The following is a 12488-nucleotide window of genomic DNA, read 5'->3' as shown; positions in this document are numbered from 1 at the left end:
CTGAATTATCTATTCGCGCGCTCGGCTGAGCATCGTGGGCGCGCTGTTCTTTCGGAGCAAGCCGGGGTGTGGCGTTTAGACTAATTCCACACTGCGTCCGCGGAAGCTGTAGGGGAGTATGGTGCATACGCCATAGTGTAGCGTCAATCACACTCCGCCACTGAGCGTTAATCGCTTAGTGCTCGGCGCGGGAGCCGCGAATCGATTGTTCTACCAAACTCAACACCTGGTCTAGGTTCTTGGTGTCTCCCAGCGCGAGGCGGTTGATGAAGCCGTCCATGAAAGTCTCTAGGTACGTCACGAGGGTATCGATGGAGACGTCATCGCGCAGGCGACCTTTTTCGGCGTTGGATTCCAAGCGAGCGCGTACCGCCTTATCCAGAACTTCTTGCTCTTCGTGCCACCGAGCGGCGAAAGACGGATCGGTGCGCAGCATCGAGGTAACGGCCAGGCGAGTGGCCAACCAGTCGTGGCGCTCAGGGTGGCGCAGCATCTCGCTCATAACCTCAACCAGACCGTTATTTGCCACAACCTCGGCCTCGCGGGCCGCGTCTTCCCGGGCCAGGGCCAAAAAGAGAGACTCTTTATCGCCGAAGTGGTGAAAGATAGCCCCACGCGATTTGCCCGTGGCTTCTTCAAGGCGGCGGACTGTAGCACCGTCATAGCCGTGCTCCGCAAAGCATTTTCGTGCCCCAACCAGGATGTCGTTGCGGCGGCGATGAAGTTCGGAGTCGCTCATAATCGGCATGGCTGGAATCTCGCTCCTTATAGCACGGCGGGGGATAATCAGGTGATGAAAATACGTAAAGGTTAGGAAATAGAAAAGGCCAGCCAGCACTCGTTGTTGCTAGCTGGCCTTTTGCCTAGTTATGCGGGGCTATCCGTAGTCGGCGTCCCCGCATGCGGGACAAGGCTGGTTTAGGCCTTGACCATCTGGCGCAGAACGAACTGCAGGATGCCGCCGTGGCGGTAGTAGTCGGCCTCACCAGGCGTGTCGATGCGAACCTTGGCATCGAACTCAACGGTCTCGCCGGATTCCTTGGTAGCGGTCACGTGGACCGTCTTCGGAATGCCGCCCTCGTTAAGAGCCTCAATGCCCTCGATATCGAAGGTCTCGGTGCCGTCCAGGCCCAGAGACTCGTGGGACTTGCCCTCCGGGAACTGCAGCGGGATGACGCCCATACCGATGAGGTTCGAGCGGTGGATGCGCTCGAAGGACTCGGTGATGACGGCCTTCACACCAAGCAGGTTGGTGCCCTTAGCAGCCCAGTCACGGGAGGAACCGGTGCCGTACTCCTTGCCGGCAAGGACAACCAGCGGGATGTTGGCTGCCTTGTAGTTCTCGCAAGCATCGAAGATGAAGGCCTGCGGTGCGCCCTCCTGGGTGAAGTCGCGGGTGTAGCCACCGGCGACGTCGACCAGCTGGTTCTGGAGGCGGATGTTGGCGAAGGTACCGCGCATCATGACCTCGTGGTTACCACGACGGGAACCCAGGGAGTTGTAGTCCTGGCGCTCCACACCGTTGGCATCCAGGTACTGAGCGGCCGGGGTGCCCGGCTTAATGGAGGAAGCAGGGGAGATGTGGTCGGTGGTTACGGAGTCACCGAGCTTAGCCAGAACACGAGCGCCCTTGATGTCCTGAACCGGTTCCGGCTCAGTTGGCATGCCGTCGAAGTACGGTGCCTTGCGGATGTAGGTGGAGTCCTCGTTCCACTTGAAGGTCTCACCCTCCGGAACGTCCAGGCTGCGCCATGCGTCATCGCCCTTGAACACGTCGGCGTAGTCCGCCTCGTAGAGCTCGCGGGAGATGGCCTGCTGGATGGTGTCCTCAATCTCCTGCGGGGAAGGCCAGATGTCCTTGAGGAAGATATCGTTGCCATCCTGATCCTGGCCCAGCGGCTGGGTCTCGAAATCGAAGTCCATGGTGCCGGCAATAGCGTAGGCGATGACCATGATGGGGGAAGCCAAGTAGTTCATCTTGACGTCCGGGGAGATGCGGCCCTCGAAGTTACGGTTACCGGACAGCACCGCGGTAGCAGCCAGGTCATGCTCGTTGATGGCGTTGGAAATTTCCTCCGGCAGCGGGCCGGAGTTACCGATACAGGTGGTGCAGCCGAAACCGGAGAGGTAGAAGCCCAAGGCCTCCAGATCCTTCCAGAGGTCTGCGCGCTGGAAGTAGCCATCCACAACCTGGGAACCCGGAGCACAAATGGTCTTAACCCACGGCTTGGACTTCAGGCCCTTCTCGGCCGCCTTGCGGGCGATGAGGCCTGCGCCGACCATGACGGACGGGTTGGAGGTGTTGGTGCAGGAGGTGATGGAAGCGATGGCTACCATGCCGTGGTCCAAGGTGTACTCGCCGCCGTTCGGGGAGGTGACAGTCACCGGGTTGGACTGGCGGCCGGAGCCACCCTTGGCTGCGGATTCGCCCTCACCAGCGCGAGACTTGTTCAGGCCACCGGTCACGTCGACGAGGGAGTTCTCGTCGGCGCCCTCAGCGGTCATGCGCTTCGCCTCGATGGTGGACTCGTCTGCAACAACCTCGCCGGAAGCGTAGGTCGGCAGATCCTTACGGAACTGTTCCTTGGCCTCGGAGAGGAGGATGCGGTCCTGCGGGCGCTTCGGGCCGGCGATAGAGGGCTTAACGGTGGACAGGTCCAGCTCGAGGTACTCGGAGTACTCTGCCTCCGGAGCGTCCTGCTCCAGCCACATACCCTGCGCCTTGGCGTATGCCTCGACGCGGTCGATCTGCTCCTGCGGGCGGCCGGTGAGTTCGAGGTACTTGATGGTCTCCTCGTCGATCGGGAAGATCGCGGCGGTAGAACCGAACTCGGGGGACATGTTGCCGATGGTGGCGCGGTTGGCCAGCGGCACCGACTTCACGCCATTGCCGTAGAACTCAACAAACTTCTGAACGACGCCGTGCTGACGCAGCATCTCGGTGATGGTCAGAACCACATCGGTTGCGGTCACACCGGTCGGAATCTCGCCGGTGAGCTTGAAACCCACGACGCGGGGGATCAGCATGGACACCGGCTGGCCCAGCATTGCAGCCTCGGCCTCGATGCCGCCGACGCCCCAGCCCAGAATGCCCAGGCCGTTCTCCATGGTGGTGTGGGAGTCAGTGCCGATACAGGTATCCGGGTAAGCAACACCGTCGTTGTCGAAGACAACGCGGGAGAGGTACTCAATGTTGACCTGGTGGACGATACCGGTTCCCGGAGGAACAACGCGGAAGTTGGAGAAGTTCTCAGCACCCCAGCGCAGGAACTGGTAACGCTCCTGGTTGCGCTCGTACTCGATCTCAACGTTCTTCTCTAGAGCTTCGGTGGAGCCGAAGGCCTCGACGATGACGGAGTGGTCAATAACCATCTCAGCCGGGTTGAGCGGGTTCACCTGGTCCGGCTTGCCGCCGAGGGCGGTGATAGCTTCACGCATGGTTGCCAGGTCCACCACACAGGGGACACCGGTGAAGTCCTGCATAAGAACACGGGCCGGGGTGAACTGGATCTCGGTATCCGGCTCAGCGGAGGGATCCCAGTTCGCCAAAGCGTTAATGTGATCCTTGGTTACGTTCTTCCCGTCCTCGTAGCGCAGCTGGTTCTCAGCCAGCACCTTGAGGGAGTAAGGAAGCTTCTCCAGGCCCTCGACTGCGTTGATGTCGAAGTAGTCATAAGACTTACCGTTGACCTCAAGAGTCTTCTTGGCGCCGAAGGAGTTCAGGCTTTCAGTCATAAGGAGCTCCATTCCTTGCTTTTGCTTGTGGGTTATCGAACACTGGTCGAAGGTTCATCGAATTTGCCGTCATGCCCTAGCAGCCAACTGGAGCCAGGAATTTCGACAGTCTCAGAACGCTAATGTTCCGTATCTATTGTAGATGTAAGAACCCTCGGTTGACACCAGCATAACAGTACGAGCGTTCTGTTTCCTACATTTCGGGGGTAGCGGCGAGTCGCCCACGTCAACCGCACTGCACGGTTTAGGCTCAGTCGGGAGCAGCAGGGGGGAAACGCCCCCGCCAAAGAAATGAGCGTGACGAGCCGTGACGCCAAGCACAGCGATCAAGGTCCCAATGTTCATTGAGGCTAGAGATTAAGGAGAGGCGAATGATTCCTGCGGGAGTAGACGTAGATGACATCGCCGATCAGCTCTCGGCCGATGGCGTGGCATTCTCCAATCCAGAACTAGCGCTTGACGACGACCTCCAGACCCACATCGCAGAATCCCTCCAACCCAACCACGGCATTGCTGTCGTTGATGTTTTTCCGGAGAAAATTCCAGATCTCCGCGATCTGGCCACAACCCTTCAAGAGCAAACGGGACTTGACACAGTAATTCTCCAGGCACCCATGCGGGTGTCCGCGGTCAGTAATTCTTATGACCGGGCAGCCCTAGAGGCGGCCGAAGATTCGCTTCCCACCGGACTCGATCAGGTAACCCTGCTTAATGATTTTTATGCCGTTGCAGATCAGTTCTCCGTGCCGTGGTTGTTGATTTTTGCGGTCGCGTTCACCGTTGCGGCGGTCGCTGGATGGGCGAGTTTCCGGGCAGCCGCCACGGAGGTTGAACCAGCCGATCACTAGGCGAGAAGACGCCGACCAACACGCGCCGGCCTTCAGTGCGGGGGAGTAGGGAAGTGGCGAAAATCAACCACTAAGACTTGATTTTTCGCCGGGGGAGTGGTTGCCGCTAGGCTTTCGAGCCTTCCAAAGCTAGGTGTGCCACGAGACTTGAGACAGGCGCAGGGCGGGCAATTTCTCGTCCCGCTGGAGGGTGAAATCTCCGGCCGGCGGGCGGGCGATCCCGAGGTCGAAGCTGACGCCGCGAGGCAGAGCTCGAAGGGCGAAAGGCTAATGGGGTCTCGCACGCAAGTGCCGCCTCCTCAAGCACCCTCCGAATGGTGTGCCGCTAGGAACTCGCCCCCGAAGAGAGAAAGGCGCAAGGCAAGGCTTGGGACGCGACAAAGGGGCGGTGCCCGATGGGCAGGACAGGTGAGGGCCGAGGGTAGAGTGAGCAACATCACAGTCACACCTTCGTAACAATGTCATTGCAGGTTAGGTGCGCCTGTAACGCCGTGTGGTCATGCGTGGCTTATGTGAAAGATGGGGAAAGTGTGCGAGAAGGCGTGTCGGTGACGTATGGTTCACGTATCGACTCACGGGTTGACTATTGCTCCATACGTTCATGGACCAAGCCTTGACTCTCAACTGATTTGTCGCACGGGTATGTGGGGAAGCACGCCACGAGCGAAGGGAACTGTTGAGGTTCACCGCCTGGTGGATGACCGTCGCACCACTATGTTGATGCGCATAGCAGTACAGTTTGCTCGGCGCAGTCGGTACCAGTGTTCAAATTTTTTTAGATATCGAAACACCTACCTCCCGAGTGGAAGAGGCTTCATACACTTCATACGCATGCCTTTTTGAGGGCTGCGTCGGCCTGGGTTCCATCGGTTTCCGGTTGGGTGCCAGCCACGAGGGCTTGCGCGTGCGCCACTATTGGTGCGAGACGCGACCCTTCCATGAGCGCGGCGCCGAGCGAGGAGGAACCGACATAGGTCTTATCGCCAGATTAGGGTGTGTGCCCCCTCATCGCCGGATCGCGCAGTCATATTTAAGCGCGCTCTATGCGGAGCAAACGAGCCCGCGAGTGCGCAGTCTGATTTGCTTTTATAAAGCGGTCCGGCTTGATGTTGGTGCACACACGAGACGCCGCGCAGTATCGTGTTGCCCCGTGTCAGTGATGGTGCAGCCCAACTTATTCGACCTATATTGTCGTGAAGTTGCTCGTAATCATCTAGGGCAACCCGCGTGGGCATACCCCGGCCAGCACCGGGTGCCAGCCTTTTCGGTTCCACTTATTCCTTTGGACGTAGCCGTCGTCGTAACATCCTGCGGGAAGACCGAGCTAGCTATGCGCACTTTGCGTGCCTTAACTACCGTTTGCCTGGCTGACTCGTTGCCTGTACCGCTCGATGTCCGGCACGCATGTCTGCACGACACGCATGACAGTTCCAATGAGGTAGGTGCCTAGGAGATAACTCTCGTGGCCACCACATCGTCATTTGGCTTCCGGCGTTTCAAGGCAGCTTTCGCTGCCATTGCGACCACCGCAGCCTTGTCTACCGCTTCTTCGCTCGCTCCTGCAGTGGCGGAGGAGCCTGAGCGGCTCAATATTGAGTCACTGCTGTCCTCTGATAGTCCTTCCATCGCTGACCTCGCCGGCGCCATCGCTCAGATTGAGGAACGCATCGCGCAAGCGGAGGCCGAAATCGGCATCCAACGTGAAACCGTCAACCGGGCGCTCGTTGATCTCAATGACGCTCGCACTAAGGCAGCCCAGGCTCGCCAGGGAACCGCGACGGCTCGCCAGGAGCTTGATGATGCCCAGGCAGACGTCGCCGATGCTCAAGCCAAGCTGGACGAGGTCTCACGCTCTGCCTACCGCCGAGCAAATACCTCTGACGCCGTTTCCCACGCGGCCGGCAAGGATGCCCGATCGGATATGTTGGAGCGCCAGTCCTACCTCCGCTCGCAATCAGAAAAGCAACAGGCCATTGTGAGCGATCTGGAAAAGGAGCGCACGGAGAAGGCCAACAAGGAGTCGCAGCTACGCAAGACCCAGCAGTTGGCTGAGGAGCGCGCAGAGAAGGCGGCCGATGCTGAGTCCGCTGCACGCGAACAGCTCTCCGCTTCCGAAGCTTCAATTGAAGAATCTGCGGCCGAGCGCGAGGACCTTCTCTCTCAACTCTCATCTCTCCACAAGGCCCTTAATCAAGCTAAGGGTGTTGACGTGGTCGATTCGTCAAGTCCAGAGACCGGAAAGAACGTCAACGATGAGGCCTTGTCGCCAGCGGGGGAGGCCGGTACTCAGGACACAACTACGGCCCCAGCCGATGACTCCACAGAGTCGACCCCAGAGACCGATTCCGTCGCGGCCGCCGGCCCTTCAGCCTCCGAGGCGAAGGACCCTACTTTGCAATCACAACGCTCTGCGCCCTCCGTTTCTGCTGAAGACATGGATGCGCTCTCGAGTGCCGCAAGCACTGTGGCCAACGATCCGAACGTGCAGGAATTGTCGTCGACAAGCACTGCAAGCTCCGCTGAAGAGGAGGCGACTTCAGGCGGCAGCGGCAGCTCCTTCGACCCGAGCGGGATCGATGCTGAGACGGTTGCATTGGGCATTGGCGCGGTAGGAACCGTAGCTTCCTTGGTCGCCGCTTCTCAGCCAGGCCACAGCAACAGCTTGAGCCAGGACGAGATCGACGCTTTGGTTGAAGGCTCCTCAAAGCTTTTCGCCCTGCAGGGCGAAGGCGCGAGCATCGCGGAGGCTAGCGATTCTGCTTCCGCGACTTCGGATGAAGACACTGTGGAGTCCGAGGTTTCCGGTGTGCTGGATCCACTTGACACGACCGATAGCGTCACGGATAAGGCTTCCGAATCTCTGGGTGATGCCTCCCGTGAGGCAAAGATCGAGACTGTCATTTCGCGCGCGACGTCCCAGGTAGGTGTTCCGTATGCGTGGGGCGGTGGCGATGCAAACGGTCCCACCCAGGGCATTCGTGACGGCGGCGTGGCGGATTCCCACGGTGACTACAACAAGGTCGGCTTCGACTGCTCGGGCCTTGTTCTCTATGCCTTTGCAGGAGTAGGCATTTCCCTGCCGCACTACACCGGCTACCAGTACCAGAAGGGGACCAAGATCGCACCGAGTGAGATGGAGCGTGGTGACCTAATCTTCTACGGCCCAAGCGGCAACCAACACGTGGCGATCTACCTCGGCGATGGCACGATGGTTGAAGCCCCGCAGTCTGGTCAAAACGTCAGCATTACCCCTGTGCGTCAAGGCGGCATGGCACCCTATGCCGTGCGCCTGATCTAGAACAGCCCGTTGCTAGACTGGGCTGCATGACTGACACACTGCGTACTGCCCAGGGCAACGCCCACAGCACCGATTCGGTGCCCTCTTCATTCGACGCCCTCCTCGTTCTTTCTTTCGGTGGCCCGGAAGCAAACGAGGAGGTCGTCCCGTTTTTGGAGAACGTTACCCGTGGCCGCGGCATTCCGCGCGAGCGCCTTATCGAAGTTGGGGAGCACTACTTTCACTTCGGTGGTAAAAGCCCCTTGAACGAATTGAACCGAGAGATTATTGACAACGTGGCCGTGGAGCTCAAGGCTCGCGGACATAATCTACCGGTTTACTTTGGTAACCGTAACTGGCATCCCTTCGGAACAGAAGCTGTCGAGAAAATGGCTGCCGACGGAGTGCGCAACGTGGCTGTCTTTGCTACCTCGGCGTGGGGTGGCTACAGTGCTTGCCGACAATACAACGAAGACATCGTCGCTTTGCGCAAGTACGTCGAAGACAAGAACTTGCCCGCCATGACCTTCACCAAGCTTCGTCAGTTCTTCGATCACCCGAAGTTCATCGAAGAGATGGCTGCCGCGGTCCGAGATGCCTACGCACAGGTCCCGGAAGACAAGCTGGCTAGCACCCGCATGCTGTTTACTGCCCACTCAGTTCCAACGGCGCACGATGCAGTGGGGGGTGCTGAAGGAGATAAGCACATTTACTCCCGCCAGGTGGCGGAAGCTTCCCGTCTCGTCGCCGAGGCAGCAGGGGTGGAGGACTATGACCTTGTATGGCAGTCGCGGTCAGGCAACCCGGCTACTCCATGGCTAGAGCCGGACATCGTCGATCACACGACGCTCATCCACCAGGAGGACGGTGTCGATGGCGTCGTCGTGTGTCCCATCGGATTCATCTCCGATCATATGGAGGTCATCTGGGACCTCGATTCAGAACTAAAGCAAGCCGCCGAGGAGATGGGGGTTAGCGTCTATCGCACCCACACCGCTGGTCCAACCACTCGTTTCGCCTCGCTCATCGTGGACCTCATCGATGAGCTGGAGCAGGGAACCGAGCCCGTTTCTCTCGGAGACGTCACTGTCCAAGGTTGCACCGTCGATGGTGCCCCCTGCGCTGAAGGGTGCTGCGATATCTGGTCGCTGCACAAGCCGCATTAACGCGCGAAATCCGTGAGCGCGTAGGCCACGCCAGCCATTCGTGCTTGACGGATGTGGCGCCATAGGCGCAGCAGCTGTGGATCGAGGCTGTGGTCCTGGATGCGGTCGGTCACTGTCTCGATGATGGCCGCGACGCGATCAGCGCGCGCAAAAAGTTTTGCTGCGCGCCCCGGTACCGCAGCGGGTAAACCCGGAGTGTCATAGAAGTCACTAAGAGTTCCCACCGTCAGCCGCGGATTGGGGAGAGCATCGCTGCGGTAGCCCAGAGCTTCGATGAGTGCTGCGGATTCATTCGTTGCGGCGCTCAATAGCGCATCAGCCTCGCCCGGGCTTAGCCACGCAGGCGAGGGGAGCGCAGCAGTTTCCTCAATTACCATCCACTGGGTGGCGCCGTCGGCATAAGAGGGCACCAATACTAAATGACGGTCTCTATCGTTGGTCCGCACCACGATAGCGCCGGCCGGATTATTAGCCGCTGCACGCGCCGAATCCGAACCCGCCGGTAGTGCTGGCGCCTCACCCGGGCCAGAAAGGATGAGTCGCAGGAGGGGCTCGCGTTCACCGCGCTCGATAATGGAGATGGTTTCGCGTCGGAGACGTGACATAACATCAAGGAAGGGTTCTCCGTTCGCTCCCTGCTGTTCCCCGCCTAGCTCGCGGAGGGCATCAAGGAAATCATCGGCGGATTCGTGTCCCCACAGCCACGCGCCAAGCCAGACGGCGACGTTTTGTACGGGGGACCAGACTTCGGCGCGCATATCCATGGCTGGACAGTGTAGACGATAGGGTAGACCGCTATGAGCTTGAATTCCCGGGATCCTTACGGCGGCGACATTTTCGCCGGACATGCACGCAACAAGAAAACCGAATACCCCGAGGTGCCCGCAGAACCGGGGCTGGTCGTCGAGGTTCGCGGAGACGATTTCGTGGGGGCGGTGATGGGCGTGGACAAGACCGCGTGGGGGCCAGTCGTGCGCCTCGAAGATCGTCACGGTACCGAGCGAGTATTCAAACTTGTCAAGGGCGGCTTCCTTGTAGAGGGGCAGCCGGTGACGCTGACGAGATACGTCGAGAAGCAAGCGCCCAGAAAGTCGAACTCTGGATCGCGCCGCGTTGAGAACGTTGAGGCGAAAGTAGCCGCGCCATCGCGCATTTGGGTCGAAGGCATCCATGATGCGGCGATCGTGGAGAAGGTCTGGGGGCACGACCTGCGAGTAGAGGGCGTGGTAGTCGAATACCTCGAGGGTCTAGACAACCTCGAGGAACGCCTCGCTGAATTCCAGCCAGGACCTGGGCGCCGCGTGGGAGTTCTCGCGGATCACCTCGTAGAAGGCTCAAAGGAAACGCGGTTGACGCAAACAGTGGGCGAGCATGTGCTCGTGACCGGACATCCCTTCATTGATATCTGGGCAGCCGTTAAACCCGAGCGCCTAGGGCTGCGCGCCTGGCCCGAAGTTCCCTATGGGGAGGACTGGAAGACTGGTATCTGCCGGCGAACGGGCTGGTCCGATCCCAAGGAAGGCTGGAGCCGTGTTTATAATGCCGTCAATTCCTTCCGGGATCTCGATTCCACGCTCATCGGCGCTGTAGAACGTCTCGTAGACTTCGTCACGACGCCCGAGCTGCGCAAAGAAGATCTTCTTTAGTTCGAGTTCGCTCGGTCGATGAGATTCACCGCGAGCTGACATCCGGCGGTTTCCGCTGCCCAGCCTGCCGCCTGGAGGCGCTGGGACATAGCCTGTTTGGAGATACCCAATTCCTCGGCGGCCTCATTCTGGTTTAGTCCTCCGCGCACCAAGGATGTAGCCTCGCGGCCCTCCATCGTGCGCTTAGTGAGTACGAAGCCGAGGAGAGCGAAGGCCGCTGCAATATCCTGCGCTTCCTGCGCCCGCCCGCGCCGATCAACCTTGGCGTAGACATGCCCCGCGCGTGCTGATCCCTTCACAGCAGCGGTAGCGACGGCGCGCGTCTCGGCATCTCCCGCGCCCTCGCCCGGGACAACACCGATACCGATGGCCCAGTCACCGTCCGCAAGAAGTGCCATGACGACATCGCACACCGCGGAAGAGGAGTAGGCAACGGCGCAAATATCCTCGACGCCAAGGACCTCGAATTCACCGACGCCCTCCAGCGTGGAAAGCGCAGCTGCGGAGCGTTGGACCAAATCGGCGCGGCGCACCGAGCGACCGCGGTAGCGGGCATGGACTGCTAGCACGTTGAGAGACTCCTTCCAGTGAGAAACAACGTTTAGTCTACCCCTTGCGCTTGACCGGTCGTTGCATACCGGGCTCGAGCGGCAAGCGCGTGTCTAAAATGAGTCCGGCGATACCGAGTGCAGCGGCGAGGACAAAGCCAACGATGGTGTAGGGGCTTGTCTTACCGGTAAGCGCGTCCCCGAAAAAGACACCGATAGCGGTCGTGGGAATCGAACCGATGAGAGTGGCGATGGAAAACTGCAGGACCGAAATTGGGGTGAGGGCCGCGACATAGTTTAATAAGGAAAACGGAACTCCCGCGACCATCCGCAATGAGGCCACGGCGAGCCAACCGCGGCGGTCCAGGCGCGCATTGATTGCATAGACCGCCGGGTGCGTGAGGTGCGGGCGAATCCATTCACCAAGCAAGCTGCGGATTATCAGCAGGGAAACAGTGGCGGAGATGGTCAGTGCGACGAGGGAGATGACCAGCCCGAGCCACGGGCCGAAGAGGAGCCCCGCGGCTAAAGTCCATACTGTTCGGGGGATGGGGAACTGCGTGAAGAAGATATAGGCGCCGGCAAAGGCGACGAGAAACCACGGCCCGAGGTGCTGCGACCAAGAACGGAGCGCGGCGAGAGAGGGGACGTCGACAAGCACGGCAAGAATCACCAGCGCCATGCCGGTGAGGATTACCGCCGCCCAACGCTTCCACGTCCAGCGGCTGCAGGTCTGCCACGCCGAGCGCGCCAAAGACGTACAAAAGTCACCGACGCTGTGCACCCAACCAGTTTTCATAGGGCTACAAGCTTAATCCGAGTGAGGCCGAAATCCTCATTGAACACCAACGTACCCGCGAGTCGCGGTGTCTGCGGGCCCATAGAGGCTGTTTACAGTTATGGCACGTCGAAGAAGAAGGCGACCGTAGCGGAAGAATCGGAACCTTCTAGCAGCCCGGCAGCTTAGCAGTCTGCGTAACGAGCGTACTCACCCCGCAAGCGAGCATGGGTGACATAAACGGGTTCGTTGTCCGCAGCGTGCCGCAATTCCTCTGTGAGGCCGCTCATGACCGCATCGCGGGCTTGCGCATGGGTGGCGTGGAAGCTCATCACTGTGCCATTAACGACGGCGTCACCGCGCCGTTTAACCACAACATACTGAGAGCCCTCGGGGGCTTCGACTACATGGCGCTGGGCGGTGAAAGGATCGAGATAGGTAAAAGTAGCGTTCATAGGCTTAAGGGACATTTCGTGTGGATAAACCGATA

The 12488-nt window shown here is 59.6% G+C and carries 10 protein-coding genes; 4 read left to right on the top strand and 6 right to left on the bottom strand.

The features are described from left to right. Window positions 1-175: 175 nt before the first annotated feature. Window positions 176-748, bottom strand: coding sequence for a TetR/AcrR family transcriptional regulator (locus HMPREF3147_RS04120; RefSeq protein ID WP_070444799.1), 573 nt, complete (start codon window positions 746-748; stop codon window positions 176-178). Between the two features lie 170 nt (window positions 749-918). Further along, complete coding sequence (can, locus tag HMPREF3147_RS04115) at window positions 919-3735, bottom strand: aconitate hydratase (protein ID WP_210384566.1); 2817 nt, start codon at window positions 3733-3735, stop codon at window positions 919-921. A 371-nt stretch (window positions 3736-4106) separates the two neighbouring features. On the opposite strand from can, the gene HMPREF3147_RS04110 reads away from it, so the two are divergent. From HMPREF3147_RS04110 to HMPREF3147_RS04100, 3 genes are all read left to right on the top strand, one after another. Next, window positions 4107-4583 (top strand): Rv1476 family membrane protein, encoded by a 477-nt coding sequence (locus HMPREF3147_RS04110; protein WP_070444793.1) that lies wholly within the window; start codon window positions 4107-4109, stop codon window positions 4581-4583. Window positions 4584-6045: 1462 nt separating this feature from the next. Next, window positions 6046-7881: a DIP1281 family NlpC/P60 protein gene (locus tag HMPREF3147_RS04105; protein WP_070444791.1), complete on the top strand. Its 1836-nt coding sequence runs from the start codon at window positions 6046-6048 to the stop codon at window positions 7879-7881. Window positions 7882-7907: 26 nt separating this feature from the next. Then, window positions 7908-9026, top strand: a complete 1119-nt coding sequence (locus tag HMPREF3147_RS04100) for a ferrochelatase (RefSeq protein WP_070444789.1) — start codon at window positions 7908-7910, stop codon at window positions 9024-9026. Here the strand turns inward: HMPREF3147_RS04100 and HMPREF3147_RS04095 are convergent. Then, window positions 9023-9790: a hypothetical protein gene (locus HMPREF3147_RS04095; protein WP_070444787.1), complete on the bottom strand. Its 768-nt coding sequence runs from the start codon at window positions 9788-9790 to the stop codon at window positions 9023-9025. The two genes, HMPREF3147_RS04100 and HMPREF3147_RS04095, sit on opposite strands and share 4 nt — an antisense overlap. 33 nt (window positions 9791-9823) lie before the next feature. On the opposite strand from HMPREF3147_RS04095, the gene HMPREF3147_RS04090 reads away from it, so the two are divergent. After that, entirely contained in the window at window positions 9824-10672 is an 849-nt protein-coding gene (locus tag HMPREF3147_RS04090; RefSeq protein WP_070444785.1) for a DUF3097 domain-containing protein, read from the top strand. On the opposite strand, the gene HMPREF3147_RS04085 is transcribed toward HMPREF3147_RS04090, so the two are convergent. From HMPREF3147_RS04085 to HMPREF3147_RS04075, 3 genes are all read right to left on the bottom strand, one after another. Continuing rightward, window positions 10669-11241: a MarR family transcriptional regulator gene (locus HMPREF3147_RS04085; RefSeq protein ID WP_070444784.1), complete on the bottom strand. Its 573-nt coding sequence runs from the start codon at window positions 11239-11241 to the stop codon at window positions 10669-10671. The two genes, HMPREF3147_RS04090 and HMPREF3147_RS04085, sit on opposite strands and share 4 nt — an antisense overlap. 37 nt (window positions 11242-11278) lie before the next feature. Continuing rightward, window positions 11279-12019, bottom strand: coding sequence for a TVP38/TMEM64 family protein (locus tag HMPREF3147_RS04080; RefSeq protein WP_070444782.1), 741 nt, complete (start codon window positions 12017-12019; stop codon window positions 11279-11281). A gap of 164 nt (window positions 12020-12183) precedes the next feature. Beyond that, window positions 12184-12488, bottom strand: a 305-nt coding sequence (locus tag HMPREF3147_RS04075) for a hypothetical protein (RefSeq protein ID WP_246815723.1), incomplete at its 5' end; no start/stop codon positions are given.

It is taken from the genome of Corynebacterium sp. HMSC05D03, from assembly GCF_001807205.1.
GTDB classification, from domain to species: Bacteria; Actinomycetota; Actinomycetes; order Mycobacteriales; family Mycobacteriaceae; genus Corynebacterium; species Corynebacterium aurimucosum.
This window is presented reverse-complemented; position numbering and strand designations above follow the sequence as displayed.

Excerpts from the sequence above, each read along its gene's own strand:
- HMPREF3147_RS04120 (WP_070444799.1), bottom strand. The coding sequence starts at position 748 with ATGCCGATTATGAGCGACTCCGAACTTCATCGCCGCCGCAACGACATC.
- can (WP_210384566.1), bottom strand. The coding sequence starts at position 3,735 with ATGACTGAAAGCCTGAACTCCTTCGGCGCCAAGAAGACTCTTGAGGTC.
- HMPREF3147_RS04110 (WP_070444793.1), top strand. The coding sequence starts at position 4,107 with ATGATTCCTGCGGGAGTAGACGTAGATGACATCGCCGATCAGCTCTCG.
- HMPREF3147_RS04100 (WP_070444789.1), top strand. The coding sequence starts at position 7,908 with ATGACTGACACACTGCGTACTGCCCAGGGCAACGCCCACAGCACCGAT.
- HMPREF3147_RS04095 (WP_070444787.1), bottom strand. The coding sequence starts at position 9,790 with ATGGATATGCGCGCCGAAGTCTGGTCCCCCGTACAAAACGTCGCCGTC.
- HMPREF3147_RS04090 (WP_070444785.1), top strand. The coding sequence starts at position 9,824 with ATGAGCTTGAATTCCCGGGATCCTTACGGCGGCGACATTTTCGCCGGA.
- HMPREF3147_RS04080 (WP_070444782.1), bottom strand. The coding sequence starts at position 12,019 with ATGAAAACTGGTTGGGTGCACAGCGTCGGTGACTTTTGTACGTCTTTG.